The organism is Actinoalloteichus spitiensis RMV-1378 (genome assembly GCF_000239155.1).
Taxonomy (GTDB): domain Bacteria; phylum Actinomycetota; class Actinomycetes; order Mycobacteriales; family Pseudonocardiaceae; genus Actinoalloteichus_B; species Actinoalloteichus_B spitiensis.
Genome location: NZ_AGVX02000404.1, coordinates 1 through 26,753, shown reverse-complemented (window position 1 = coordinate 26,753; position 26,753 = coordinate 1). Strand labels below are relative to the sequence as shown.

18 protein-coding genes are annotated in these 26,753 nt (G+C 72.6%); 4 read left to right on the top strand and 14 right to left on the bottom strand.

The window, feature by feature from the left end; translation table 11 throughout:
* The 4 genes from ACTIDRAF_RS0217595 to ACTIDRAF_RS29535 all read right to left on the bottom strand — a co-directional run.
* The coding region (locus tag ACTIDRAF_RS0217595) for a type I polyketide synthase (RefSeq protein WP_016700043.1) at positions 1-2,840 on the bottom strand (2,840 nt) is incomplete at its 3' end.
* Complete coding sequence (locus ACTIDRAF_RS0217590) at positions 2,837-3,760, bottom strand: alpha/beta fold hydrolase (protein WP_016700042.1); 924 nt, start codon at positions 3,758-3,760, stop codon at positions 2,837-2,839. The genes ACTIDRAF_RS0217590 and ACTIDRAF_RS0217595, both read right to left, overlap by 4 nt.
* Positions 3,744-4,052: an acyl carrier protein gene (locus ACTIDRAF_RS0217585; protein WP_016700041.1), complete on the bottom strand. Its 309-nt coding sequence runs from the start codon at positions 4,050-4,052 to the stop codon at positions 3,744-3,746. The genes ACTIDRAF_RS0217590 and ACTIDRAF_RS0217585 overlap by 17 nt, the downstream gene beginning before the upstream one ends.
* Positions 4,053-4,085: 33 nt before the next feature.
* Positions 4,086-5,393, bottom strand: coding sequence for an FAD-dependent oxidoreductase (locus ACTIDRAF_RS29535; protein ID WP_016700040.1), 1,308 nt, complete (start codon positions 5,391-5,393; stop codon positions 4,086-4,088).
* A gap of 685 nt (positions 5,394-6,078) precedes the next feature.
* Between ACTIDRAF_RS29535 and ACTIDRAF_RS0217575 the strand changes: the two genes are divergently transcribed.
* Positions 6,079-6,705, top strand: a complete 627-nt coding sequence (locus ACTIDRAF_RS0217575) for an RNA polymerase sigma factor (RefSeq protein WP_016700039.1) — start codon at positions 6,079-6,081, stop codon at positions 6,703-6,705.
* Here the strand turns inward: ACTIDRAF_RS0217575 and ACTIDRAF_RS0217570 are convergent.
* The 8 genes from ACTIDRAF_RS0217570 to ACTIDRAF_RS32080 all read right to left on the bottom strand — a co-directional run bounded on the left by ACTIDRAF_RS0217570 (position 6,628) and on the right by ACTIDRAF_RS32080 (position 18,950).
* Positions 6,628-8,718 (bottom strand): beta-galactosidase, encoded by a 2,091-nt coding sequence (locus ACTIDRAF_RS0217570; RefSeq protein WP_016700038.1) that lies wholly within the window; start codon positions 8,716-8,718, stop codon positions 6,628-6,630. The genes ACTIDRAF_RS0217575 and ACTIDRAF_RS0217570 overlap by 78 nt on opposite strands.
* 20 nt (positions 8,719-8,738) lie before the next feature.
* The gene (locus ACTIDRAF_RS0217565) at positions 8,739-9,674 is read right to left on the bottom strand and encodes a carbohydrate ABC transporter permease (protein ID WP_052168874.1); all 936 of its coding nucleotides are present in this window, start codon (positions 9,672-9,674) and stop codon (positions 8,739-8,741) included.
* On the bottom strand, positions 9,671-10,681 hold the full coding sequence (locus tag ACTIDRAF_RS0217560; RefSeq protein ID WP_016700036.1) for an ABC transporter permease: 1,011 nt from the start codon (positions 10,679-10,681) through the stop codon (positions 9,671-9,673). Before ACTIDRAF_RS0217560 ends, ACTIDRAF_RS0217565 begins: the two co-directional genes overlap by 4 nt.
* An 11-nt stretch (positions 10,682-10,692) precedes the next feature.
* A complete protein-coding gene (locus ACTIDRAF_RS0217555) occupies positions 10,693-12,342 on the bottom strand; it encodes an extracellular solute-binding protein (RefSeq protein WP_016700035.1) in 1,650 nt (549 codons plus the stop codon).
* 154 nt (positions 12,343-12,496) lie between these two features.
* Positions 12,497-13,510, bottom strand: coding sequence for a LacI family DNA-binding transcriptional regulator (locus ACTIDRAF_RS0217550; protein WP_016700034.1), 1,014 nt, complete (start codon positions 13,508-13,510; stop codon positions 12,497-12,499).
* A 174-nt stretch (positions 13,511-13,684) separates the two neighbouring features.
* On the bottom strand, positions 13,685-16,603 hold the full coding sequence (locus tag ACTIDRAF_RS29530; RefSeq protein ID WP_016700033.1) for a glycoside hydrolase family 3 C-terminal domain-containing protein: 2,919 nt from the start codon (positions 16,601-16,603) through the stop codon (positions 13,685-13,687).
* A gap of 912 nt (positions 16,604-17,515) precedes the next feature.
* Complete coding sequence (locus ACTIDRAF_RS0217540; RefSeq protein WP_016700032.1) at positions 17,516-17,746, bottom strand: hypothetical protein; 231 nt, start codon at positions 17,744-17,746, stop codon at positions 17,516-17,518.
* Between the two features lie 244 nt (positions 17,747-17,990).
* Positions 17,991-18,950: an NBR1-Ig-like domain-containing protein gene (locus tag ACTIDRAF_RS32080; protein ID WP_016700031.1), complete on the bottom strand. Its 960-nt coding sequence runs from the start codon at positions 18,948-18,950 to the stop codon at positions 17,991-17,993.
* Between the two features lie 748 nt (positions 18,951-19,698).
* On the opposite strand from ACTIDRAF_RS32080, the gene crtI reads away from it, so the two are divergent.
* The 3 genes from crtI to ACTIDRAF_RS0217520 all read left to right on the top strand — a co-directional run bounded on the left by crtI (position 19,699) and on the right by ACTIDRAF_RS0217520 (position 24,080).
* On the top strand, positions 19,699-21,276 hold the full coding sequence (crtI, locus tag ACTIDRAF_RS0217530; protein ID WP_052168875.1) for a phytoene desaturase family protein: 1,578 nt from the start codon (positions 19,699-19,701) through the stop codon (positions 21,274-21,276).
* Complete coding sequence (locus tag ACTIDRAF_RS0217525; protein ID WP_016700029.1) at positions 21,273-22,340, top strand: phytoene/squalene synthase family protein; 1,068 nt, start codon at positions 21,273-21,275, stop codon at positions 22,338-22,340. Before crtI ends, ACTIDRAF_RS0217525 begins: the two co-directional genes overlap by 4 nt.
* 66 nt (positions 22,341-22,406) lie before the next feature.
* On the top strand, positions 22,407-24,080 hold the full coding sequence (locus ACTIDRAF_RS0217520) for an FAD-dependent oxidoreductase (RefSeq protein WP_083886422.1): 1,674 nt from the start codon (positions 22,407-22,409) through the stop codon (positions 24,078-24,080).
* Here the strand turns inward: ACTIDRAF_RS0217520 and ACTIDRAF_RS0217515 are convergent.
* Positions 24,044-25,087 carry a DUF5914 domain-containing protein gene (locus ACTIDRAF_RS0217515; protein ID WP_245533574.1) on the bottom strand — a complete coding sequence of 348 codons (1,044 nt, stop codon included), beginning with the start codon at positions 25,085-25,087 and terminating at the stop codon, positions 24,044-24,046. The genes ACTIDRAF_RS0217520 and ACTIDRAF_RS0217515 overlap by 37 nt on opposite strands.
* Positions 25,088-25,266: 179 nt before the next feature.
* A complete protein-coding gene (locus ACTIDRAF_RS0217510; RefSeq protein ID WP_016700026.1) occupies positions 25,267-26,625 on the bottom strand; it encodes a cryptochrome/photolyase family protein in 1,359 nt (452 codons plus the stop codon).
* Positions 26,626-26,753: the final 128 nt, after the last annotated feature.

Sequence of the window (26,753 nt, the reverse complement as noted above, 5' to 3'; positions counted from 1 at the left end):
CGGTCGGCCGGGACGTGGTTCGCACCGTTCATGGGAATGCTCATCTGCGGTTTCTCCTCGTCGCACGGCGGGGTGGCCGCGTGACGGTTGGGGTGGGTCAGCGGATGTCCGAGCACGATCAGGCGGGCGACGAGCTGTTTGAGCGAGCGGTCCGCGTCGCCGTGCGGTCCCGGGTCCGAGGTCAGGACCTCGACGTCCGCCTGGCCGGGCAGCAGGCGGCGGACCAGTCCCGACAGGACCCGCCCGGGGCCGAACTCGACGAAGACCCGGATGCCGTCCTCGTGGAGTTCCTCGATCCTCGGACCGAACGACACGGGACCGGTGAGCTGGTCGACCAGGATGCGGGCGTTGCGGAGCGGGTCCGACCCGTACTCGGCGCCGAGGGTGGTGCTGCGCACCGGGAATGCCGGGGTGGCGACGGTGACGTCGGCGACGGCCGAGGCGAAGGCCGGCTCCGCCGCACCCATGCGCTGGGTGTGGAACGCCGCCGCGACCGGGAGGACCCGCGCCGCGACGCCGGAGGCGCGGCAGGCGTCGACGAAGCGCCGCACCGAGGTGGTGCCGCCGCCCACCACCACCTGGTCCGAGGCGTTGTCGTTGCACAGGACGACGTCGTCGTGCCCGGCCAGCAGGGTGCTCAGCCGATCCGCTCCGCAACCGACCGCCGCCATGGTGCCGGGATCACCGGTTGGCTCGTCGCGCTGCTCCGCGCCCTGCTCCGGCGGGGAGTCGTGCGCGCCGACCCCGGCCATGGCCCGCCCCCTGGCCACGGCGAGCCGGAGGAAGTCCTCGTCCGAGAGGCTGCCGGCGCTCCAGAGGGCGGTGAGTTCGCCGAAGCTGTGCCCGAGTGCGGTGTCCGGGCGGAAGCCGAGTTCGCGGAGGTACCGGTACTGGCCGAGGGACAGGGCTCCGATGGCGGGTTGGGCACGGTCGGTGGCGCGGAGCGCGGCCTCCTGCCGGCTCCGGTCGTCCTGGTCGAACACCGGCGGGGGGAAGACGGTGGCGCCGAGCCCGGCGGCGTGGCGCTCGGCCTCGTCGAAGGCCGCCCGCAGCGGGGGCAGCGCGAGCACCGCGGTGCGGCCCATGTCCACGTACTGGCTCCCCTGACCGGCGAACAGGGCCGCCGTCCGGAGGTGGGGGCGCGCGTGGGCGGCGAACCAGGCCCCTCCTGGCAGCTCGAACCGGTCGATCCCGGGGTCCAGCCGCAACGTGGAGAGCGCCTGTTGGCGGAGGGTTTCCAGCTCGGCCTCGTCCCGGGCCACCAGGGTGAGCCTGGGATGTGCGGCGGGGATGGGCTCGGTCAGCTCCGGTGGGGCACCGGGGACGTCGAGGCCGAGGAGGAGTTCGGGGACGGTCGGGGCGTGCCAGGCGTGCACCTGGTGCGTGCGGTGCAGCACCGGGGTCGCGAGCGGGGCGGGGTGCGCGTCCACGTCGTCGCGGTGTTCCTCGAGGAGGCAGTGGAAGTTGGTGCCGCCGAAGCCGAAGGCGGACACCCCGGCTCGCCGCCGGGGCCGGCCCGGGGTCGTCAGCCAGGGCCTGGCCCGGGTGTTGACGTGGAAGGGCGACGAGTCCAGGTCCGCGTCGCGGCGGGGCGTGTCGACGTTGATGGTCGGGGGGAGGACGCGCTGGTGGAGGGCCAGGGCGACCTTGATGAGGGAGGCCGCGCCGGCCGCGGCCTTGGTGTGGCCGATCTGCGACTTGACGCTGCCGATCGCGGTGGCTCCCGCCGGTGCTCCCGCCTCCTCGAAGACCTGGCGCAGTGCGGTGAGTTCGGTGAGGTCGCCCCGTGCCGTGCCGGTGCCGTGGCACTCCAGCAACCCGACCTGCTCCGGGCCGTACCCCGCCTCCTGGTAGGCACGGCGGAGTGCCACGACCTGGCCGGCGGCTCGAGGGGCGTAGATGCTGGCGTACCGCCCGTCGCTGGAGCTGCCGACGGCGTTGAGCACCGCGTAGATCCGGTCGCCGTCGCGCTCGGCGTCGGCCAACCGTTTGAGGGCCAGCATGCCGATGCCCTCGCCGATGAGTGTCCCGTCGGCTTCCTCGTCGAAGGGCCGCACCCGTTCCCGCCGGGACAGCGCGGGCGTCTTCGAGAAGCACAGGTACATCAGGATGGTGTTCTCGGCGTCACATCCACCGCTGAGCATCAGGTCGGCGCGTCCGGAGGCGAGTTCCGCGACGGCCATCCGGAGCGCGGCCAGCGAGCTGGCGCAGGCGGCGTCGACGGTGCAGTTGGTGGCGCCGAGGTCGAACCGGTTGGCGATCCGCCCGGCGACGACGTTGCCGAGCATGCCGGGGAAGGAGTTCTCCTCCCAGGGGGCGAAGGCGGCGGTGAACTTCGCCGCGATCTCCTCGGCGTCGGTGTCGGTGAGCCCGCAGCTGCGGACCACCTCCTTGAGCACCGGGGTCTGCAGCCGGGCCGAGAGCGGCTGGGTGAGGGAGTTGCAGCCCGTCACCCCCAGGATGACTCCGGTCCGAGAGGGGTCGTACCACCCGGCCGTCGCGGTGCCGGCGTCGGCCAGGGTCCGCCGGGCCACCACGAGGCTGAGGAGCTGGACGACTCCGGTGACGCCCAGCGTGGTCGGGGGCAGCCCGAAGTGGAGGGGGTCGAAGTCGATGGTGGGCACGAACCCGCCTCGGCGGGCGTAGGTCCGGTCCGGGGCGCTGGGGTCCGGGTCGTAGTAGTCCTCGATCCGCCAGTGGGTTTCCGGGACCTCGCTGAGGCAGTCCACGCCGTGCACGATGTTGTCCCAGTACTCGTGGACGTCCCTCGCGGCGGGGAACAGGCCACCGAGGCCGATGATGGCGACCCGTCCGTCACCGGTGTTCGTCTGCGGGGTCATCGTGGTCCCAATCGGAGGGGGTCGCGGGCGGTGGGGATGTCCTGGGTCGGCCCGGCGCGGACCAGCTCGGCGGAGACCAGTTCGACGCTGGCCGGCTCGGTGAGCATCGTGTAGTGGTCTCCGGGCACGAGGACCGTGCGGAGGTGGGGCACGGCGCGCCACCCGGGTACGTCGGCGTCCGGGATGATCGAGGTGCGGGCGCGGACCAGGGTCGTGGGCGTGGTCAGCGTGCCCGGGGTGACGCCGGCACCGATCCGGCGGTTCCTCAGCAGTCCCCACCGGTAGGACTGGAACACCTTGCGGAGTCCCGGGAGGCTGACGTCCTCGTCGAGGGCACCGACGGCCAGCGCGGCCTGGCGGAGCCCCCACAACCACTGGTCGTGGGTGTTCGGCTCCTCCTGACCGGGGGGTGTCGCCGGGCGGATCGCGTCGGGGTCCGGCGCCGGAACTCCCGCCCGGGCGGCGAGGTACCTGCCGAACACGGGCAGCAGGGCCGCCGTGTCCTCGATGGCGTCGTGCCGGGTGTCCGACCACGGCGGCAGGCTGTCCAGGAGGACCAGCAGTCCGGGCCGTCGCGGCGGCGGTAGGCCCGCCGCGACCGCGTAGGCGAGGGTTCCCCCGGCCGACCAACCGCCGAGGGTGGTGCGCGGGTCGAGGAGGTGGTGGGCGTCGAGCACCGCGGTGACCGCGTCGGCGATCCAGGACAGGTCGGCGGCCCCGCCGTGCCGGGCGGCGGACACGAACTGGGGAAGCGCGTCGAGGTCCACCAGGTACGGGGTGCTCCGGGCGGCGAGGGTCGCGGCCAGGGGGCGGTAGTGGGCGCTGGAGAGCCCTCCCGGGTGGATGAGCACGGTGCGCTGGTCCGACGGCCCGGGCGTGAGCTGGCGGAGCAGCGGCCGCGCGTCAGGTGCCGGTGGCATTCTCGATCCCGCTCGTCGCGAGGTGCTCAGCGAGCCTGGTGATGGTCGGGTGGTACCAGAGCGCGGTCGGGCTGACCTCGACACCGAGCCAGTTCTCGAGTTCACCGGCGAGTACCAGGGCTTCGGTGGAGTCGAGCTGGAACTCGTCGAGGAACTGGTCGACGTCCACCTCGGCGGCCGCGACGCCGGTCCTGGCCGCGACGTTGGTGACGAGCCACTCGCGGATCTCCTCCGCGCTCGGGGGGACCGGGGTGGGGGCGAGCTCGTCACCGGCCTCGTGGGGTGCTGTCATGGCGGGTCGTCCAATCTGGTGCGGTGGCGCGCCTCAGGCGCGTTGCGGGGAGCGGGCGAGGAGGCGCAGGGCGGCGTCCGCCGCGTCGAGCCCGGACTCGTGCGCGGCTTCGTGGGATGCGAGGTTGTCCGGTCCGACCCGGCGGGCGTGCAGGTAGGAGCCGGCGAGCAGCACCCTGCTGTCCCGGTTGACCCGGCGGAGGGCGTCCTCCTGTTGCAGGTTCCGCAGCCGCGTGTCGAGCACGGGGTGGCGGAACCGGAACTCCGCCAGGACGGAGTTCGGGGTGCGCTCCGGGTCCATGCTGAGGAAGTAGTCGTGCTCGGCCTGGAACCGTTGGAGTGCGTTGAGGTGGTAGGTCGCCCAGGGGCCCGGGTCGGAGCCGGCGCACGGGACGGCGAAGTTGAGGGCTCGCCACTGGCGGCGGTCGGTGGGCATCTCCGCGCTGTCCTGGTGGAGGACGACGGTGCTGTCCCGGTACCGGACGGCGCCCAGCACCTCGGTGGCGGGCAGCGGAGCCGCGAGGAGGTCGAGCGCCTGGTCGGCGTGCGTGGCGAGCACGACCGCGTCGAACCGCTCGGTGCCGGTGCGGGTGATGAGGTCGACGCCGTCGTCGGTCGGTAGGACGGACCGCACCGGGCAGCGCGTTCGGAGCCGGACTCCGCCGGCTTCCAACGCGCGCTGGGCCGCCGTGACGTAACTGGCGCTCCCGCCCACCACGGTGCGCCACCACGCCCCCTCCGCGCCGAGTCCGTGCCGCCCGTGGGCGAGGCTCAGCGCGAGGACGGCGGAGGTGGGGGCCTCCCAGACCACCTCCGGTGGCAGGGACCAGGCGGCGCACGCGAGCATCACGGCGGGCCCCCTGCGGAAGGGGACGCTGTAGCCGTGGTGGTCGAGGTAGTGGCCGAGCGGCACGGCCGCGGCGCCCCGGACCAGGTGCCGGGGTGCCTCCCGGAGGAACCTGTCGGATTCCTCCGGCACGCCGGCCCAGCCGCCAGCCGGGCCCGGCTCCCGTTCCGGCACGTCGGAGAGCAGGGCCTCGCCGGTTCCCCTGGCGAAGTGGCACATGCTCAGGGAAGCGAGGCGGGAGTCGACTCCCAGTTCGGCGAGGAAGGCGGAGTACTTCGGATAGCTGCCCTCGTTGTACACCACGAATCCGACGTCGAGACCGAGGGGCTCCCCGTTCTCGAATACCTCGACCGTGCGCGCGTGTCCACCGAGGAGGGCAGCGGCCTCGAAAAGGGTGACATGCGCGCGGCCCCGCAACCGGTAGGCGGCCGAAATTCCGGCAGCCCCACCGCCGACAATCGCCACTCCCGTCATCAACACCACCGTTCGGTTCACGTCCGCGCGGTTCTCACCGCCCCCACCACGTACACAGACCAGCGGGACGCCCCACTGGATACACGCCGGGCCCACGAAATTCTGCCCGGGCTCGCGGTCGGGTGTTCGTTGGCGAGCCGTGGCTCACGGTCGAGCCGGCCCGACCGTCGGGCACCGGGGCCTCGCGGGTCGGGGTGGGGACGCGTCGCCGAGCCGACCCGGGAGCCGCACCACCAGTACCACCTGCGACGATCCCAGGGAGCGCACCCCGACTGGTCGTGACTCCCCCACCCCTCCGGCACCGCTCAGCCAACCCCCATAACCCTGTTACTCAGAGCACGGAAGGGTACCTCGGCACGCCGCGCCCATCACCCGCCGGAATGAGGCTCCGGTATTGACCCGCGAATAATCCGACGCGTTCTCCTCGCTGGAAGTTGGCCGGCCAGCACTCCCCTTCAGGCTTTCGGGTGAGATTCCTCAAACGGTGCCCGTGCGCCGCCGAAGGTCGCGTGCCACCACCGGTGCAATGCCGACGAAATCCACCCTTCAGGTGAACTTGAGCGAACCGACCCGTTGTTTCCCGGGCAGCACCACCGACCTTTTCCTTCCGGGGTCCCACCCCTGAACCCGTCCCACCATCGGGATGCGTCGTCGGGCTGATCGGCTAATGTTCTCCCGTTGGTGTGAAGCGTTGGGGGCTCCGTCTATGAGTACCGGTGACAGCGACGGGTACGGCGTCCATTCCGCACCCGGGAGGGAGCCGAAGGAGGGTGACGAGGAGAGCGTCGAACGGCTGGTGCGGCGTTGCAGGGCGGGAGACCGCCTCGCCTGGGCGGAGGTGATCTGCCGGTTCAGCCCAGTGGTGTGGACCGTGGCACGCTCCCACGGCCTGTCCAGGCCGGACTGCGAGGACGTCTGCCAGCTGACCTGGCTCCGCGCCGTGGAGCACCTGGACTCCATCCGGCAGCCGGAGAAGCTCGGGGCGTGGCTGGTGACCGCCTCCCGGCGCGAGGCGCTGACCCTCCTCGCGCGTCGGGGCAGGCAGATCCCCTTCGGAACCGCGTCGTTCCTGGAAGGCCGCACCGACGCCCAGGCCACTCCCGAGGAGAGCGCCCTGCTGCACGCGGAGCACTCCCAGGTCTGCCTCGCCTTCCAGAGCCTGCCCGCGCAGCACCAGGCGCTGCTCAGCCTGCTCATCGCCGACCCGCCGCTGCACTACGACGAGATCAGCCGCACCCTCGCGATTCCCCGTGGATCAATCGGCCCCACCCGGCGCCGTCTCCTCGAACGCATGCGGGACCTGATCGACGACCTCCAGGGAGTGCTCACCTGAGGCGGCGGGAACGTCCCGGATCGGGCGGAGCACCAGGGCACCGTACCCGGGCAGGGGGATCCGGTCGTCGAAACGCCCGTGCGAGAGCACGTCCCGCCACGACCCGGCCAGGGCGATCTCGGCCGGGTGTTCCCGGTGGTTCAGCAGGAAGAGCAGGCCGGCTCGCCGCACGACCTCCACGCCGGGCGGCGGGTCGGCGAGGGGGGCCACCCCGGCCCGCGCGCAGGCCGCCCCCAGCAGGCGCCGCAGGGTCTGCTGGTCCGGTCGGGTGCCGACGTACCACGCGAGACCCGCTCCACACCGGTTGCGGAGGATGACGGGCACGCCGTCGAGCTCACCGCCGCGCACCACCGCCACCGGCTCGGCGGTGGTCGGTCGGGTCCGATCGACCCAGAGGTCCGAGGAGAAGTCGCCCAGCTCGGACGAGACGCACCGCAGCCGCACGCCCTCCGGCTGGGGGCAGAACTCCTCGACCCGGAGGCCGAGCAGGTCGAGGAACGGCGCGGGGTAGCCCCCTGCCCGCACCCGGTCGAACTCGTCGACGATGCCGGAGAAGAAGCCGAGCACGAGGTGCCCTCCCGAGCGGGCGCACTCGACGATCCGGTGTGCCTCGGCGTCGCTCACGAGGTACAGGTTGGGCACGACGAGCAGGGAGTACCGGGTGAGGTCGGCGTCCGGGGGGACGACGTCCACGGTGAGCCCGGACTGGATGAGCGGTTCGTAGTAGCGGTGCAGCTGGTCGAGGACGTCGAGGTCGTTGGCCGGGTGCGCCTCCTGGCTCGCCGCCCACCAGCTGTCCCAGCTCAGGACGCAGGCGACCCGGGCCGGTTCGGTGCGTCCCACGACCTCCGACAGCCGCGCCAGGTCGGTTCCGAGCTGGCGGATCTCGGTGAACACCCGGCTGTCGGGGCCGCTGTGCGGCAGCATGCCGGAGTGGAACTTCTCCGCTCCCCCGGTCGAGGCGCGCCACTGGAAGAAGCACACCATGTCGGCGCCGTGCGCCACCGCCTGGAGCGACTGGACGCGGGTCAGGCCACGGGGTTTGGTGGGGTTGCGCGCGCGCCAGTTGATCGCGGCGGCGGCCTGTTCCATCAGCGCCCACGGCCGGCCGCCGGCGAGGGAGCGCATGAGGTCGAAGGCCAGCGCCGAGGACACGTGCGCGTCGTCGTCGGCGGGGTCCGGGTACCAGTCGAGGGAGACGACGTCCTCCTCGGCGGCGAACCGCCGGTAGTCCACCGGTACCCAGGTGGCCAGGCCGGGGAAGTTGGTGGTGATCGGCACGTCGGGGGTTCGGCGCCGCAGCAGGTCACGTTCCAGCGCGAAGCACTCCAGCAGGGCGTCGGAGGAGAACCGCCGGAAGTCGAGCTGCTGGGTGGGGTTCCGCAGGTAGGTGGTGTCCCGAGGTGTCCCGATCTCGTCCCAGTCCCCGTAGCGTTGGCTCCAGAACGCCGTCGTCCAGGCCGCGTTCAGCGCGTCCAGGTCGTCGGCGTACCTGGTCCTGAGCCACCTGCGGAAGTGCTGGGCGGAGATGTCGCAGTGGCAGGTCTCGCAGTACTCGTTGTTCACGTGCCACATCCGCAGCGCCGGGTGGTCGGCGTAGCGGTCGGCGAGGTCGCGCACGATGGAGGTGGCGTACCGGCGGTAGGTCGGGGACGAGGGGCAGAAGTGGTTGCGGGACCCGGTGGCCATCCGGCGGCCGTCCTGGGCGACCTGGACCGTCTCGGGATGGCGGTGCGCCATCCAGGGTGGTGGGGTGGCCGTCGGGGTGGCCAGGTTGACGGCGATGCCGCCCTCGTGCAGCAGGTCGAGGACCCGGTCGAGCCAGCCGAACTCCCGCGCCCCGGGCCTCGGTTCCAACCAGGACCAGGCGAAGACGCCGACGGTCACGACGGTCACGCCGGCCTCGCGCATCAAGGTCACGTCCTCGGCCCACACCTCTTCGGGCCACTGCTCGGGGTTGTAGTCGCCCCCGTAGGCGAGCCGGCCCCGGGTGAGCTTCTCCAGTCCTGGCATGGTCCTCGCCGTTCCTCTCGTCAGCCCTTGACCGCTCCGATGATCACGCCCTTGGTGAAGTGCTTCTGCACGAAGGGGTAGACCAGGAGCACCGGGAGCACCGCGATGACGACGACCGCCATCTTGACCGCCAGGGTGGGGACGGGGCCGCCGGCGACGGTGTCGGTGGGCCCGGCGCCCGGGATGGGGATGCCTTCCAGGACGTAGGTGCGCAGGATCAGCTGGAGCGGCCATTTGCGGTTGTCGTCGAGGAACAGGAAGGCGTTGAAGAAGGCGTTCCAGTACCCGACGCCGTAGAAGAGGGCGATCACGGCGGTGACCGCCTTGGACAGCGGCAGCACGATCGTCCCGAGGATGCGGAACTCGCTGGCCCCGTCGATGCGGGCGCTGTCCATGATCTCCTGGGGGATGTTCATGAAGAACGACCGGAGCACGATCAGGTTGAAGGCTGCTACGGCCGTGGGCAGGATCAGCGACGCGTAGCTGTCCAACAGGCCGAAGGCCTGCACCGTCAGGTAGGTGGGGATCAGGCCCGGCCCGAACAGGAAGGTCAACAGCACCAGGAACAGCAGGGGTCGGTGCGCGTAGGAGTCCCGGCGGGACAGGCCGTAGGCGGCGAGGATGGTCAGGGTGGTGCTGAACAGCGTCCCCACCAGGGTCACGCCGGTGCTCACGAGCACCGACCTCGTCACGACCCCACCGGAGAGGATCTCCTGGTAGGCGGCGAGGCTGAAGCCGTCGGGGACCAGGACGAGGCCCCCGGCCCTCGTGATCGCCTCCTGGGGGGACAGGCTGGTGAGCACCACCACGTAGAGGGGGAAGAGGACGGCCAGCACGATGGCGGTGACGAGGACCGCCTTGGCGGCCTTGCCGAGCGGGCCGGGCTCCTCCTCCCAGGCCGCGCGGGCGGCGTGCCGGTGTCCGCGTCGAGCGCCGGGTTCGGCCACAACGGTCATCGTCGGGAGTACACCCCTTCCTCACCCAGCAGATGTGCCACCTTGTTCGCGCCGAGGACGAGCAGCAGACCGACGACCCCCTTGAACAGGCCGGCGGCGCCGGCGTAGGCGAAGTCCCCGTTGACCACGCCCTCGTAGTAGACGTAGGTGTCGAGCACCTCCGAGGCGTCCGCGCCCACCGCGCCCCGTTGCAGCAGGAACTGCTCGAAGCCGACGGACAGGGCGTCGCCGAGGCGCATGATCAGCAGCAGCACGATGACGGGGACCAGTGCGGGGAGGGTGACGTGCCACATGCGGCGCCACCTGCCGGCGCCGTCGACGGCGGCCGCCTCGTAGAGGTTCTGGTTCACGGTGCTCAGCGCGGCCAGGAAGATGATCATCCCCCAGCCGGCGTCCTTCCAGATCCCCTCCGCGGTGACCAGCAGGACGAAGGTGTCCGGGTTGGTCATCACGTCGATCGGTGTCAGGCCCTGCTGCCGCAGGAAGCTGTTCAGTGCTCCGGCTCCGCCCAACATCTGCTGGAAGAGCGTGATCACCAGCACCCAGGAGAAGAAGTGGGGCAGGTAGACGACGCTCTGGATGAACAGGCGGACCCTCGCGCTGAGCAGGCTGTTCACCAGCAGGGCCAGCAGGATCGGTACCGGGAAGTAGAACAGGAGCTGGAACGCGGTGATGTAGAGCGTGTTCAGGGTGGCGTTCCAGAACGCCGGGTCCCCGAACAGCCGCTGGAAGTTGTCGAAGCCGACGAACGGGCTGTTGAGGATACCCACGAACGGTGAGTAGTCCTGGAAGGCGATGACGTTGCCCAGCAGCGGCAGGTAGTGGAACGCGCCCAGGACGAGGATCGCCGGCGCGGTCATGAGCAGCAGGGGCCAGTCCCGGCGGAGACGGCGCCGGCGATCGACCCGGCGCCGTTCCCGTGGCGAGGGGCTGGGCCCCGGGCCCGGGGCGCCGGACCGTTCCGCCTCGGCGCCCGGTGCCCGCGTTGCCGTGGTGTCGGTGTCCATGGTCGGTCCGCTCAGCGTCCGACGTCGCTCAGGGCGTCGTCGTAGAACTCGCGCAGCTCGTCACCACCGTCGGAACGCCACCGGTCCATGATGGAGTCCAGCTGGTCGAGCGGGGTGCGGCCGCGCAGCAGGTCCTGGATCTGGTCGTCGAGCCGCTGTGCGAGGCTGGAGAGCCGGGGAGGTTCCTCGATGTGCAGTCCCTCGTCGATCTTGGACACCTTGTGCTGGGCCGCCGCGACCTCCCAGTCGTAGCGCGCCTGGACGTAGCCGGGGTACTGGGCCTGGGCGATCGAGGGCGGTGGTGCGCTCAGGAAGCCGTAGGTGAAGGTGACCTCCTGGTTGCCCTTCGCGTTGAGCTGGGGCGATCCTCCCTCGCCCCGCTCGCTGTGCACGCCCTCGACCCCGTAGTTGACGAGGTAGTGCTCCTCGGTGCCGATGGGCGCGGCGCAGAAGTTGAGGATGCCGAGCAGCTCCTCGATCCGTTCGGGTTCCAGGTCGCCCCGGAGGAAGGTGGCGATGCTGGCGCCCTCCTCGGTGAAGTAGACCGGGTCTCCCCCGTCGTGGGAGAAGGGTGGGATCGGTCGCATGTCGAAGTCGGGGTTGCTGGGGAGCTGCCGCGCCAGCGCCTCGTGCCAGGAACCGAGCCCGTCGACCATCATGAGCATGCTGCCGTTCTCGAACAGCTCCTTCTCCTGCCCGGTGGTGCTGCCGGCGACCGTCGGGTGGACGTGACCGTCGGCGAAGAGCCCCCGCATGAAGGTGAGCGCCTCGCGGAAGCCCTCGGTCTCGGCTTCGTTGACCAGCCGCCCCGAGCTCTCCCGGCTCCAGCCGGGCACCACGCCGAACATGCGCTTGACGTCGAGGAAGAGGTTCCCGCAGGCCCACCGGTTGCGGTTGGCGTCGGTGATCTGCTCGCACAGGGCGCGGAGCTCGTCGGCGGTGGTGGGTGGGGCGAGCCCCAGTTCCTCGAACAGGTCGTGGCGGTAGAAGCTGGTGACGGCGAAGTTCTCGGCGGGCGTCGGGACCCCGTAGAGCCGGTTGCCGTGCACGCAGTAGGCCCAGGCCCGGGTCGGAAGGTTCGCCAACATCGGGTACTTCTCGACGGCGTCGCCCGCGAGGTGCTCGGTGAGGTCGGCGAACACGGTGCCGACCGCCTCGCCGAAGCGCGGGGGGACGTCCCAGTCCGGGATGACGGTGAGCTCCGGGAGCTGGTCACCGGCGAACATGGCGTTGAGCTTCGCGGCGTAGTCGCTGCCGTTGACGATGTTGAACCGCACCCGGACGCCGAGCCGCTCGTTGACCGCGTCGTAGTAGTCGTTGTCCGCCGGGGGGAGGGGCCAGTAGGCCGGGGTCATCGCGGTGACCTCGCCCCCCTTGCCGGGGACGTCGGGTACACCGCGGACCAGGTCGGTCGGGTAGCGCAGGTACCCGGGGGCGGCGCCCAACCTGCCGGGGAGGTCCGGGGGAGCGAACTCGACGGGCACGTGGTTGGGGAGCACGTCGCCCATCGCGTCCGGGTCGGAGACGGCCCCGCTCGGGGCCGCGCCCGGGCGGGACCCGCAGGCGGTGAGCAGCGGGCTGGTCGCGGCGAGGGCGGCGCCCGCTCCCAGAGCGGAGAGGAAGGAGCGGCGGCTCCAGGTCTGGCGCGGTGCGTGTCTCATGGTGGGCCTTTCGGGCTGTGCCGGCGTGAGCCAGGAGCCGGATCGCTGGGGTCGGGTCGGATCACGCGGCGGCGGGCGGGGTCGGTGCGCGGTGACGCCGGGAGGAGCACGAGGGGGACGCCCCCTGGCGAGGAGCCGGCGTCGCGGAGGGCGGCTAGCCGGGCAGGGGGGCGCGGCCACAGCTGCCGCGTTCGACCAACCGGGGGGTGAGCAGGGTGGCGGGGGCGACGCCCTGCCTGGCGAGTTTGGCCATGAGCAGCTCCACGGCTCGCTGGCCGAGGTCCTCGGTCGGGATCTGCACCGAGGTCAGCGGCGGGAAGACGCGGTCGGTGACCTCGTCAGGGCAGATCGCGACGATCGAGACGTCCTCGGGGACGCGGCGCCCCTCGGTGCGCAGCGCGGCGAGCAGCGGGCTGATGGCGGCCTCGTTGTGCACGACGACCGCGCTGAGCGCCGGGCGTTCGGCGAGCAGCGCCGTGACGGTGCGCGTGACCTCGGCGGGGTCGGACTCGCAGGACCGGGTGGTGGCGTGGATCCCCCGGCGCAGTGCCGCACTGGTGAAGCCCGCCATGGTGCGGTGGGCGAATCCGGTGTCCCGTTCGTAGACCGCCCGGGGGGCGCCGAGGAGGGCGACCTCCCGGTGCCCGAGGTCGGCCAGGTGGTCGACGCAGAGTGTGCCCGCCGAGGAGAAGTCGAGGTCCACGCAGGTCAGTCCGGTGGCGTCGGCGGGGAACCCGATGAGGACCGAGGGCTGGGGCAGGTCGCGCAGCAGTGGGACGCGTTCGTCGTGCATCTCGACGTCCATCACCACGAGCCCGTCCGCCATCGCGCTGCCGGAGATCCGGTTGATGCCGGCGACCCCCTGGTCGCCGGTCACCAGGAGCACGTCCTGGTCCCGCTCCCGAGCGGCCGTGACGACCGACAGGACGAAGCGCATCGCCACCGGCACGTTGACCCCGGTGCGCAGCGGCAGGACGAGGGCGACGACGTTGGCGCGGTTGCTCGCGAGGGAGCGAGCGCCGGCGTGGGGGTGGTACCCCAGGAGTTCGATGCTGTCCCGGACCTTCGCCCGGGTCCGGGCGGAGATCGCCCGCCTGCCGGTGAGCACGTAGGACACCGTGCTCGGGGCGACTCCGGCGTGTTTCGCCACGTCCGCGATCGTGACCACGACACCTCCATTGGTGGTGAGCCAAATCACATTGAAGCGATTCGATTGCCAGGACGTTACGGATCTCCCCTGCCGGGAACAATCCGACGTCCGGCCTATCCGAGCAGGTCGAACGAGGGAACGAGCGGCCCGCGTCGCGGGATCGGCGCGCGCATGGCGCCGACCGTCCGCCCGTCAGCCGTGCGCGTCCTCCTCCGGTGGTCGGAGCTCGAGCAGCACCGCGTGGACCACCGCGTCGCCGTCGGCGAAGACGATCCGCAGGTCCGTGACGGCGGCGGCCGTCTCGACCTCGGCGCCCAGGACCGCCTCCCGACTGCCGGGAGGCACGGTGAGCGGCGCGGTCGGGCGGTCGCCAGCCCCGGCACGGATCTCGATCCTCGCCCCGGTCGTCCCGGTTCGGCCGCCGGTCGGCGGGGTGGACACCCGCAGGACGACCCGGTGCCGACCCGCCGGGAACGAGACCCGGTGGAAGGCCAGCCAGGCCCCGTCCCGGCCCGCGACGGCGGTGCCCGAGAGCGGCGTGTCCGGCACCAGGCGGACACCGTGCTGGTCGTCGAAGGAGTCGGCGGAGGTCCAGCGGCCGTGCAGCACGCGCGGCGGGACGCGCTCCCCCAGCACGAGCAGGGAGGTGGTGGCCCGGAGATCCGTCGAGGACGCACCCACGGCGAACTCGTGCTCGGCGTGTTCGACGGTCCACCGGTTCCGCGCGGTGTCCCAGGTGGCGAGCTCCTGGGCGGCGATGGTGAACTCGGCGGTGTGGCGTTCGCCGGCGCGCAGCCGCAGCCGCCGGAAGCCCCGGAGGCGGCGTCGGGGTTGTCGCCAGCACGACGTCAACTGGCGTGAGTAGAGCTGCACCACCTCGTCACCGTCGCGATCGCCGCTGTTGGTGACCTCGACGCGCAGCGTGACCACGCCGTCCGGGCCCAGGGCCTGGGTGTCGCCGACCAGTGGCCCGTAGTCGAAGCTGGTGTAGGACAGCCCGTGCCCGAAGGGGTACAGCGGCTCACCCCGGTGGTACAGGTAGGTGCTGGCCGCGCTGATGATGTCGTAGTCGAACGGATCCGGCAGGTCGCGGGTGCTGCGGTACCAGGTCTGGGGAAGTCTCCCTCCCGGGGAGCGGTCGCCGAACAGGACCTCGCCCAACGCCGTTCCCTGTTCCTGCCCGCCGTGCGCCGTCCAGAGGATCGCCGGCACGTGCTCGTCGGCCCACGGGATGGCCATCGGATAGCCGCTGACGACGACCAGCACGGTGCGCGGATTGGCCCTTACCACCCGACGGAGGAGGTCCTCCTGCACGGGAGGGAGCTCGATGTCGGGGCGGTCCTCGGTCTCCCGACCGTTGATGTGCGGGTCGTTGCCGAGCACGACGACCGCGAGGTCCGAGGCCGAGGCGGCGTCCTCCGCGCGCCGGGCCCCGGAGTCGACGACCTCCACCAGGAACGCGGTCGCGTCCTCTTCGTGCTCCGCGTCGGCGGAGAGCACGCCGTCGGGTCCGCATCGGATCCACTTGTCCAGGGCCCGGTTCCGGATCCGGTGGGTGCCGCCCGGCGCGTCCCGCAGCTCGAAGGTTTCCCGGACGACCCACTCCCCCGGCATGATCCGGTCGTTGTGGAGCTGACCGTCCGCGCGGGCCGCGACGTACCGCGCGTTCGCCACGGCCCTGAGCGTCACGGCGTCGTTGCCCCAGTCGAACAGGTCGAACAGGACCTCGTCGGCCCGCGCGTTCTCGGGCGGCGCCGCGAGCCGCAGGGATGACGTGCCTCTCGGATCGGCGCGCACGGCCCGCCCGTCCGCTGCGCGGAGCGCGACCCGGTCGACGGCCTCCACGGTGGTCACCTCACCGTCGAAGGCGGCGGCGATCCCCGCCGAGGGCGTGACCTGGTAGGGCAGCGACCCGCTGTACCAGTCCTCGAAGAGCGTGTCCGCGTGCCATCCGATGACCGCCAGCCGCCGCACCCGGTGCCGGTCGACCGGGAGGGTCCCGTTCTCGTTCCTGAGCAGGACGAGCGCCTGTCGGGCGGCCTCCGCCGCGAGGTCGCGGTGGGTGGGGCAGTTGATGACCTCGGAGGTGAGGCCCGCGTAGGGGTTGTGCTCCGGCGGGTCGAACTCCCCGAGCCGGAACCGCACGGCCAGCAGACGACGGGCGGCGGTGTCCACGTCGTCCTCGGTGATCAGCCCGCGGTCGAGGGCGGCGCTCAGCTGCTCGATGGTGTAGTCGGAGTCGCGGTCGTGTTCGGTGAAACTGTCCACCCCGGCGCGCAGCACCGCCGCGAACCCTGCGGGGTGGTCGGGCAGGTACCGCTGGGAGCCGGCGACGTTGGAGGGCGCGTAGGCGTCGCTGAAGACGGCCAGTCCCGATCCCGCCCACTCGCGGAGGGTGTCGTTGATCAGGGGTGAGAGGTGGGCGGGCCGCCCGTTGACCAGGTTGTAGGACGGCATCACCGCCACCGCGGCGCCGGATCGGAGGGGGATCTCGAAGGCCGGCAGCTCGTACTCGTGGAGCACGCGGGGCCTGAGGTCGGACGAGGTGGTGTCCCGGTCGGTCTCGTTGTTGTACCCCAGGAAGTGCTTGAGCGTGGGCGCCGTCCTCCAGTAGCGGGGGTGGCGGCCGCGCAGCCCCACCGCGTAGGCGGCGCCCAGTGTTCCGGTGAGCAGCGGGTCCTCCGCGTAGCCCTCCTCGTTGCGCCCCCACCTCGGGTCGCGCAGCGGGTTGACGACGGGCGCCCACACGTTGAGACCACCGCCCCGGTCGGGGTTGTCGTGGTGGAACCCGCGGACCTCGTCGCCCACGGCGGAACCGACCCGCTCGACCAGCTCGGGGTTCCAGGTCGCTCCCAGCCCGACGGCCTGGGGGAAGACGGTCGCCGGCCCGAGCCAGGCCAGACCGTGCAGCGCCTCACCGCCGGTGCGGAACTCCGCCATGCCCAACTCGGGTACGGCGGGCTGAACCTGGTGGAGCAGGGCGATCCGGGTGCGGAGGTCCAGCCGACCGAGCAGGTCGTCCACCCTCACCGCGACCGGAAGCTCCGGGTCGAGATAGGCGGGAGACCCGCCGCCGACCGGTCCCTGGTCGCGCTGTTCGTTGGCGGCCACGCCTGACCTCCCGTCCGCTCCGTCGCGTCCGTCGTTCCACGCCCACAGGTTTCGACGAACAGGGCGACCCACGGGTCGAATATTCGTCGAATAGCCTGTCGAACGAATTCGAAGCGCTTCGATTCCGCCGCGACCCGGGAAGAGCCGCGAATTCGAACGGCATGAAACTGACACAACCGGACGGGGCCGTCAAGAGTCGGTCCACGAATTCCCGTGTCCGACGGGTGTCCTCGTTGACTTCGGGAACTCGACGACTACCGTGCCGTGCCGCCGCACGGGCGGCGGTGGAGGCGCTGCGCCGCTCGGCCCAGCGGTCGGTGCGCCCCGACCGGGCTCCGCTGCTCCGACCGGCCCTCCCCGTTCGACGGACCGCGCCACGGCATCACGCATCCACATCGCCAGGTCACGGCCGAATCGGGCCAATTCACGCGTGGGTCCGCCCGGTCGGGCTGGGCATGGGTGCCCGCCGCACCCCCTCCGGCCCGACGCGCCGCCTGGCGGAGGGCGCGCGCCACGTCCCCCAGGTCCGTCTGGGCGGGGGGCGATCTCCCGGGGACGGCGGCGCTGGGGGGCAGCGGCGACGGGGGACCCGCGCTGCGCCGTTCACCTCGGCGGAGGAACGGGGAACACCAGTTCCCGTCGCCCCGGGGAACCGCTGCCCAGCCCATTTCCCCGGAAACGGAGACCCGTTTGGAAAACCACGCGTTCCCTCGTCGTCCGCACCGCCCCCAGATTTCGGTGATCGAACCCGGCGATTGTCCTGACCGCCAATCACGGAGTTATCACGACTCCGAAATCCCTTGTCCTTCGGGGATTTTCTCGGGGATTTCGGGCCCCGATGTCCCCGCGCCTCGGGCCGCGATCCGGAGCGCGAGGAACCTCGACCGGAGGCCCCGCCGCTCGGTCGGATCGTCAGCGCCCTCGCACGAAGAGCAGCCCGGACCGGCCGGGAGCGGCCCGGAACCGGCGGGAGAGGAGCCTGGCCCCGACGGGGAGCCACACGGCGAACGCCGCGTCCTCGGTCGCGGCCGAGCCGTACAGCAGCAGGTCAACGGTGAGCGCGCGCAGCGTACCCGTGTAGTCGGGCCGGGAGACGGCCCCACCCGGGGCTCGCCAGCCACCGTTGCCCGGTCGACCACGCACGGACCGTCCGGTGTCCTTCCGACTTCCTCGCGGCACGGTGTCCCGTCTCCTTCCGGTCTCGCCGGGCGCGCACCGGCTCGCGGCCATCGTGCTGGAGGGGCCGTGGACGCCACAAGCGGGAAATGACCACGGTTAGTCCGTGGTCGGTGGCCATTTCCCCCGTCGCGCCCGCCACCGCCCTCGGCCACGGCCCGACCGGTCGCGTCGGCACGCGGTGCGGCACGGGTGGACCGGGGAACCCGGGTCACGGAACCACGATGACGTACACGTGGACGGGAAGGCCGTCCGGGAGGAAGAAATTCCCGTCGGCGTCCGTCATCTTCCATTCCGTCAGGCTGTGGCCGAGGGACTGGGGCGCTCGCATGGGCACGCTCACCAGGGCCGTCTCGCCCGGTGCGGTGGGTGGGATCGGGACACGCCGGGGCGCGTGGCAGGCTTGCGGGTCGTCCGGGCCGAGGCGCTGGAGGTACCGGTGCCGCCAGAAGACGCTGCCTGTGTTGGCGAGCTCCCAGATCTTCACGAACTCCTCGCCCCGGCGAACGGTCGTGCCGTCCGGGTAGTTGACGTCCCTCCGGAGCTCCGAATCGTCACCGGGGACGAGTCGGCGCGTGGTGCTCAGCGGGTTGGCCACCGTGGTCTCCAGGCAGGGTCCGCCCACCCCGGCTCCGGGAAAGGTCGTCGTGGTGATCTCGATCCCCAGCAACGCCCCGGCCCGCAGCGCCCAGGTCGTGCGGCGCGGCGCCCACCTCGGCCACCACCGCGTCGGCGGAGCCTCCGGTGCCAGGGTCGTGCGCGCGGGGCCGGCACGGCCGACGGCCCGGGGGTCGGGCACCCGCAGGGCGCCTGCTCCCGCTTCCAGCACCGGGGCCGTACCGCCTCCCCCCTCGCCAAGCCCGTCGACGCGGGCACGCGCGCGTTCCCAGTGGGCGCGCCACTCGACGAGCACCTCCTCGGCGTCGCGCTCCAGGACCCCGACGGCGAGGCAGCGGACGAACTCCCAGGTGGTCTCCCAGGACGGCAGCTCCCGGCCACGGGCGGCCGCCGACAACGAGGACTTGCAGGCCACCGCCCCGAGCCGGGTGCTCATCGTCTCGAAGGACGGGTCCCCGGCCCGCTGTTTGAGCTCCCAGAGCCGTGCCGCGAACTCCGCGACCGGTCCGGCGTTCGGGTCCGGAGTGCGCGGTTTGCGCCCACGTTTGGCCATCGGTGCGTGATCACCCGCCCCACTGTCCACAGTGTCCCACCAGTACGACCGGCGGGCGTCCGGCTGACATCTTGCAGACCTCGACTCCGCCGGTCGGCGCGGCCGCTGGTTGATCACCCGATTCCGCATCGGTACCACCCGGTCGGGTTGTTACCGGCTTGCGCGGGCCGTGGGCCGTTGCCGGGACGCCCCCGGCGGGCACGCCTGGACCGCGACCACGCCGCGCGGGTGAGCGGGTGCGGGCAGGGGAGCCGCCAGCCGGCGCCGCGCACCGCTCCCGGCGGGGACTGACCACCCTGCCCGGCCGACCACCGGAACCGGCGGCACGGGCCCGGCTCCTCGGCGGGAACGACCGGTGTTGGCGGCGAACGGGCGTCGGGCAAGATACCGGGGGCACCGGACGGTCGGCACGAGTTGCCGCCCGCCGGTGTGGGAATGAGCATGGGTTGTGGCACGGCGCAACCGACACCGGAGAGGGCGGTCCATGATCTCGGCCGTATCCAGGCGGGACCGCCGGCACCTGCCGAGAACGCGTCGCTTTCCTTCCGCCGCGGTCCACCGGCACCGTGCGCGGGACGCGCGCTCCGCCGGGGCCCGGCTGGTCGCTCCGGCGCCCCCGCCCCCCGGCAACGCGGGCGCGGCCGGGCGGCGCCGCCGGACCCGGGCGGTCCCGCCGGACGGTGGAGGCGGGGGTCAGGACGTGTTCCGCCTGGTCGACCGGATGAACCGCGGGGAACGAGGAGGCGTGATGCGGACCGTCCCGGGACGCACGGACCATGTCGTCGTCGTGGGAGCCGGCCTCGCCGGCCTGGCCGCGACCCTGCACCTGCTGGGCGCCGGCCGGCGCGTGACCGTGGTCGAGCGGGACCCGCTGCCCGGTGGGCGCATGGGGCTGGCCGAGATCGACGGGTACCGGATGGACACCGGCCCCACCGTGCTGACGATGCCGGACCTGGTGGCCGAACCCCTCGCTGCCGTCGGGCGACCGCTGGAGTCCGTGCTCGACCTCGTCCGGCTCGACCCCGCCTACCAGGCGAGGTTCGCCGACGGCAGCGCGCTCGACGTCCACACCGACGGGGACAGGATGGAGCAGGCTGTCCGGGAGTTCGCCGGTCCCGTCGAGGCCGCCGGGTACCGCCGGCTCCGCCGGTGGCTGACCGACCTCTACCGGGCCGAGTACGACGACTTCATCGACGCGAACTTCGACTCGCCGCTGGACCTGTGCACTCCCCAGCTCGCCCGGCTGGTCGGGCTCGGCGCCTTCGGCAGGTTGGACCGCGCGGTGGGCCGGTTCCTGCGCGACCCCCGACTGCGGCGGGTGTTCTCCTTCCAGGCGCTCTACGCCGGTGTCCAGCCGAGCCAGGCGCTGGCCGTGTACGCCGTGATCGGGTACATGGACACCGTCGCCGGCGTCTACTTCCCCCGGGGCGGGATGTGGCAGGTACCGAGGAGCTACGCCCAGGTGGCGGCGGAGTGCGGTGCCACGTTCCGCTACGGGACCGAGGTCGCCGAGCTGGTGCGGTCGGGAGGCCGGGCCACCGGGGTGCGCACCACCGACGGGGAACTGATCCCGTGCGACGCGCTGGTCCTCACCCCCGATCTGCCGATCAGCTACCGCCTGCTCGGCCGCACCCCCCGACGCCCGGTGCCGCTGCGGGCCGCACCGTCCGCCGTCGTCCTCCACGCTGGCTCCACCGGTTCGTGGACGGGCCTGGGGCACCACACGATCTCCTTCGGGGAGTCCTGGTCGGGCACCTTCGACGAGATCGTCAGCAAGGGCAGGCTGATGAGCGACCCGTCGTTGCTGCTGACCAGACCGACCGCCACCGACCCCTCGCTCGCGCCGCCCGGGCGGGAGCTCTGCTACCTCCTCGCGCCCTGCCCGAACCTGCGCACCGGCCCCCTGGACTGGGAGCGGATCGGCCCGGCCTACGCGGAGGAGATGGTGCGGGTGATCGAACGTCGGCACCTGCCCGGATTCGGCGGCTCGCTGGAGGCGCGGCAGGTGCACACCCCCCTGCACTGGGCGAACCGAGGGCTCCTCGACGGCTCGCCCTTCAGCGCGGCGCACACCTTCACCCAGACCGGACCCTTCCGGCCGAGGAACCTCCCGCGCGGTCTCGACAACGTCGTCCTCGCGGGGGCCGGCACGACTCCCGGTGTCGGCATCCCGACCGTGTTGGTGTCGGGCAAACTCGCCGCCGCCCGCATCACCGGGCTGCACGCCCGGCGCGGGGCCGTGCCCCGCTCGGCCCCGGCGCGGGCCGACTCCTCCGGCACCGGGACCTCGCCGGACGCCCTTCCCACCCGGGACCCGATCCCGTGAGCCGGCGGGAACTGGCCGCGGCTGGCGTGACGGACCCCGGTCTGCGCTGGGCGTACCAGCGCTGCCGGGAGCTGCACGCGGAGCACGGGCGGACCTACTACCTGGCCACCCGCCTGCTGGAGCCGGCCCGGCGGCCCGCGGTGCACGCGCTCTACGGTTTCGCCCGGCTCGTGGACGACGTCGTCGACGACCTGGCGGCGGCACGGGACCAGGCAGCCAGGGCGGCGGAGCTGGCCGCGTTGGAGGCGGACCTGATGGCGGGCTTGCGCTCCGGGCACAGCGAACACCCCGTCCTGGCCGCCGTGGTGGACGTGGCGCGGCGCTACCGGATCGAGACGTCCTACTTCAGCGACTTCATGCGGTCCATGCGGATGGACCTGACGGTCGACGGGTACCCGACCCGCCAGGCGCTGTCGGTCTACGTCCGGGGCTCCGCCGACGTCATCGGCCTCCAGGTCCTGCCGGTGCTGGGCACGGTGGTCCCCCAGGAGGAGGCCGCCCCGCACGCCGCCGCCCTGGGTACCGCGTTCCAGCTCACCAACTTCCTGCGCGACGTCGGGGAGGACCTGGACCGGGGCCGGGTCTACCTCCCCGAGGACGAGCTGGCGGAGTTCGGGGTGGACCGCGACCGGCTGGTGTGGTGCCGGGCGCGGGGCTGGCCGGACCGGCAGGTGCGCCGGGCGTTGGCCGACCAGGTGAGCAGGACCAGGGCGGTGTACCGGGCCGCCCAGCCGGGGATCGCGATGCTCGACCCGGTGTCCCGGACCTGCGTGGTGGCCGCGTTCACCCTGTACGGCGAAATCCTTGACCGTATCGAGGACCGTGACTACGACGTGTTCTCCGGGCGGGCGCGGGTCTCGCGGCGCCGCCGACTGGCGGTCGGTCTCACCGGGCTGGGGAGATCGCTCCTGGTCAGGGTCGCCGGCCGTGCTGCCCGGTCCGCCGTTCCCGCCGGGAGGACGAACGGACGGGCTCCTTCGCTCCCGCCCTCCCCAGAACAGGCGCGGGTTCCGGTGAGGCGGCAAGGTTCGTCACGGAGCACCGGGTCGCCGACCAGCGTGTGAGGTCGGCGACCCGGTCGCGCAGGCTGGCCGTCGGCAGTGACTCGGAGGCGACACGTGACCCCACCCGTGACAGGCCGTCCAGGACGGGACAGGAAGGCGACCCGGCACGAGGCCCCGCCCGGGTACCCGGACACCGGTCATCTCCGCCAACGGCCCCGGGTCGCGGTCGTGGGCGCGGGCATCGCCGGCCTGGCGGCCGCTGCGGCGCTGTCCGAACGCGGTGTCGAGGTGTGCCTGCTGGAACGGGAGCCGCAGCTGGGGGGCCGGGTAGCCGGCTGGACCACCACCCTGGTCGACGGGTCGGTCGCCAGCATGAACCGGGGTTTCCACGCGTTCTTCCGCCAGTACTACAACCTGCGGGGGCTCCTGCGCAGGGCGGATCCCGCGCTGGCGCGGCTGCGTCCGGTGGAGGACTACCCGCTGCTCCACCGCGAGGGTTTCCGCGACAGCTTCGCCCGGCTGCCCAGGACTCCGCCGTGGAACGCGCTGGCCTTCGTGGCCCACAGTCCCAGCTTCACCTTCGGTGACCTGGCACGGCTGGGTACGCGGGCGGCGATCCCGCTGGGCCAGGTGCGGGTCCCCCGCACCTACGAGCAGTTGGACGACCTGGACGCCGACGCCTTCCTCGCCCAGATCCGGTTCCCCAGGAAGGCCAGGCACCTCGCGTTCGAGGTGTTCTCCCGGAGCTTCTTCGCCGATCCGACCCAGCTGTCGGCGGCCGAACTCGCCACGATGTTCCACATCTACTTCCTGGGATCCAGCGAGGGCCTGGTGTTCGACGTCGCCGACGACTGCTTCTCGCGGGCGTTGTGGGACCCGCTGGCGGCGTACCTGCGCCGGTGCGGAACCTCGGTTCGCACCGGCACCCGGGTGGTGCGGGTGGAGGGCGGGGACACCCGGCGGCTGGCCGTCGTGCACCGCGCCGGCACGGCGCCGGCGGAACGGACGGAGGTGGACGGGGTCGTCCTCGCGCTCGACGCGCGGGGCCTCCGTTCGGTGGTCGCCTCGTCCCCCACCCTGTGCGACGAGGACTGGCGGCGGCGCGTCGGGCGGTTGCGGACCGCGCCTCCGTTCCTCGTCTCGCGGTTCTGGTTGGACCGCCCGGTCCACCCAGCCCGGGCACCGTTCCTGTGCACCAGTGGTTTCGGGTGCCTGGACAACGTCAGCGTGCTGGAACGCTACGAACGCACGGCCCGGGACTGGACGCGGCGCACCGGTGGTTCGGTGGTGGAACTGCACTCCTACGCGCTCCAGGGGGAGCCTGACCTCCAGCGGCTCCGGCAGGGCGTCCTCGCCGAGCTCCGGCGGGTCTACCCGGAGACCAGGGCGGCGGGCGTGGTGGACGAACGCCACGAGATCCGGGACGACTGCCCCCTGTTCCCGCCGGGTGGCTTCACGGACCGGCCACCGGTGCGCACCCCGGACCCGTTCGTGACCGTGGCGGGGGACCTCACCCGGGTCGACCTGCCGGTCGCGCTCATGGAGCGGGCCGCCACCAGCGGGTTCATGGCGGCGAACGTGCTGCTCGGCGAATGGGGTGTTCACGGCCACGACCTGTGGAGCGTCCCCCAGGGGGGCCGGTGGCCCCTGCTCGACCGCCTGGAGTACGTGCGTCCCGCGCCGCGACGGCACCGGACCGCCGCGCCCGCCAGGGCGGAGGTCGCACGGGACGCGGCGGTGCCGGTGCGGGAGGTTCCCGCCGGTCAACCGGGCCAACGGCCGGTGGAACGCAGCTCGTAGCGGCGTTCGGCGTAGTCCATGTCGTCCCGCCACAGCCGACGCGCCGTCATGTTCATGAGTGGGCGGACGAGCGGGGTGAGGCGGCGCGCCACCGCGAAGCCCCGCCGGTCCGAGCTGGCCACCGTCGCCTCGATCACCGCCGTCCTCGGGTGACCGGCGCCGTCCGGTGCCCAGGGCGTGGCATGCGTCTCCACGACGCTGCCCCTCCCCTCCCCCTCGGTGATCCGCATGACGATGGTCCTCGGTCCCGGGCAGGTGAAGGTGGCCTTGACCGGTACGCCGATCTGCCGGGACAACCGGAACGACACCTCCACGTCGAACCGGTCGGACTCCGGGTCCTCCGGGTCGGCGTCGACGGGGGCGTCGAGCACCCGCAGGTTCGCGAAGGAGTACGGGTGAAACCAGGCACCGTGCCACGGGTCGAGCCGGTTGGCGATCACGTCCTGTGGTTCGCAGCGGCCCACCACCGTGGTGACGGCGGCGATCGCGCCGGCCGCCGGGGGCCGGCGGGGGACGACGGGTTCCGGGAGCGGAGCCTCACCGCCCACCTCGTCGAGGCGGACCCAGGCGAGCACCCCGTCGTCGTGGGCCGGGTAGGGCTGCCAGCCGGGCGCTCCGCCCGCCCCCAACCGCAGGCCGTGCCACCGGCACACCAGTTCCCCGCAGTGCACGACCGCTTCGGACAGCGGAGCGCCCAGGTGGGGGCAGCTACCGGGACCGGCGCGCAACCGCCCGTCCTGGGTTCGCCAGCAGACGACCTCCACCCCGCCGATCGTCCGGCCCAGCGGAGCGCCACCGAGGGCGATCTCCCGGCTCGCGCCGAGCACGAACCAGTTGCCCGAGGGCCGGGCGAGCGCCCGTTTCAGCGCGGACTCGATCACCGAGGGCCTGGCGCCGCGCCACGTGCCCTCCTGCTCGGCCCACCTGGGGGCGCGCAGACGGCGGAGGGGGATTCTGGACAGCCACGACCCGGATCGCGGCGACGTACCGACCACGACAGTGTTCACCTCGTTCACCTGGGGAGATCTGGCCCCCGGTGTCCACCGGGGACCCGGCCGACTCGACTGTAGGCGCGTCCGGATCTTCCCGCGCTTCTCGACCTCCCGCCGGGTGAGCACCCCCGGGTGATCCCGGTCCGTGGCCGCCGTCTCCTCGGGCGGTGCCGGTCGGTGGCCGCCGGGGTGGCTCAGTCCTTGCCGCGCGCCGCGCGGAACCGCCGGGCCGCCTCCATCAGGTCGACCAGGGGTGGGGGGTAGTCGCGACGCCGCAGTTCCTCCTCGCCCAACCGCCAGGGCTCGTGGATCTCGGGAGGTGCCAGGTCCGCGAGCTCGGGCACGTACCGGCGGACGTAGGCGCCGTCCGGGTCGTACCGCTCGGCCTGGCGGGTCGGGTTCAGCACCCGGTTGGGGCGCGTGTCGGTGCCGGTACCCGCCACCCACTGCCAGTTCATGTTGTTGTTGGCGATGTCCCCGTCGACGAGGAGCCGGAGGAAGTGCCGTGCGCCCTCCCTCCAGTCCAGGTAGAGCGACTTGGTGAGGAAACTGGCGGTGACCAGACGAGCCCGGTTGTGCATCCACCCCTCGGTGGCCAGCTGCCGCATGCCCGCGTCGACGAGGGGAACTCCGGTGCGCCCGTCCCGCCAGGCGGCCAGCTCCTCGTGGTCGGTGCGCCAGTGGTCGTTCCGGGTGCGGTAGTCGTTCCAGGCCGATCCGGGACGCGCGGCGAGGACCTGGTGGTGGAAGTCCCGCCAGGCCAGCTGCCGGAGGAACGCCCGCTCGCCGTCCGACTCCCCGACCCGCTGGGCGATCTCGGTGGGGGACACGCAGCCGAAGTGGAGGTAGGCCGACAGCCGGGACGTCCCGTCGCGCGCCAACCGGTCCTGGTCGCTGGCGTAGTGGTGGACCCCGTCGTCCAGCCAGTCGTCCAGCAGGCGACGGCCCTCCGACTCCCCACCCGTGGGCAGGGAGGGCGAGACGTCTCCGTCGACGAGGTCCGCCCTCCCCGGGATGCCACCGGGTCGCAGCGGGGGGAGTCGGAGCGCCTTCGGCGCGGGGTGGAGACCGCGGGTGTGGTGCTCCCGCCAGTGCCGGAAGTAGGGGGTGAACACCGCGAAGTGGTCACGGCTCTGGGGTGCCAGCTCACCGGGAGCCGCGACGGTGACGACGGTGTCGTGCACGACGAGTTCACGGCCGGCCCCCGACAGGGCCTTGGACAGGCGACGCGCCCGACCGGTCGCGTAGGCGCTGACGTCCGCCGCGACGTGCACCGTGGCGGCGTCGAACCGCTCGGCCAGCCCGACCACCTCCCGGACCGGATCGCCCCGGGTGACGAGCAGGTCGCCGCCGAGATCCCGGAGCTGGCGGCGGAGGTCCCGCAGGCAGTCCAACAGGAAGGCGACCCGGTTCGGGCTGCGGTGACCTCCGCGGAGGATCACGTCGTCCAGCACGAAGACGGGTACCGCGTGGTCGGCCGAGGCCGCGGCGCTCAGCACCGGGTTGTCGTGCACGCGGAGATCACGGGTGAGGAGCGCGACGGCGGTGGGCAAGGGTCCTCCAGGCGACGGTGGTCCGGCCAGCGGGCCGGGACGTGCCGTCAGCGTGTCGGGCGGCCCGGACCTCGGCCAGGCAGCGGCCCCGGGGCACGGCGGATTCACCCGGAGGTGTGGGGCGGGCC

Coding starts and splice junctions, on each gene's coding strand:
- ACTIDRAF_RS0217585 (WP_016700041.1), bottom strand. CDS start 4,052: ATGACAGCACCCCACGAGGCCGGTGACGAGCTCGCCCCCACCCCGGTC.
- ACTIDRAF_RS0217560 (WP_016700036.1), bottom strand. CDS start 10,681: ATGGACACCGACACCACGGCAACGCGGGCACCGGGCGCCGAGGCGGAA.
- ACTIDRAF_RS0217565 (WP_052168874.1), bottom strand. CDS start 9,674: ATGACCGTTGTGGCCGAACCCGGCGCTCGACGCGGACACCGGCACGCC.
- crtI (WP_052168875.1), top strand. CDS start 19,699: ATGCGGACCGTCCCGGGACGCACGGACCATGTCGTCGTCGTGGGAGCC.
- ACTIDRAF_RS0217570 (WP_016700038.1), bottom strand. CDS start 8,718: ATGCCAGGACTGGAGAAGCTCACCCGGGGCCGGCTCGCCTACGGGGGC.
- ACTIDRAF_RS0217555 (WP_016700035.1), bottom strand. CDS start 12,342: ATGAGACACGCACCGCGCCAGACCTGGAGCCGCCGCTCCTTCCTCTCC.
- ACTIDRAF_RS32080 (WP_016700031.1), bottom strand. CDS start 18,950: ATGGCCAAACGTGGGCGCAAACCGCGCACTCCGGACCCGAACGCCGGA.
- ACTIDRAF_RS0217575 (WP_016700039.1), top strand. CDS start 6,079: ATGAGTACCGGTGACAGCGACGGGTACGGCGTCCATTCCGCACCCGGG.
- ACTIDRAF_RS0217590 (WP_016700042.1), bottom strand. CDS start 3,760: ATGCCACCGGCACCTGACGCGCGGCCGCTGCTCCGCCAGCTCACGCCC.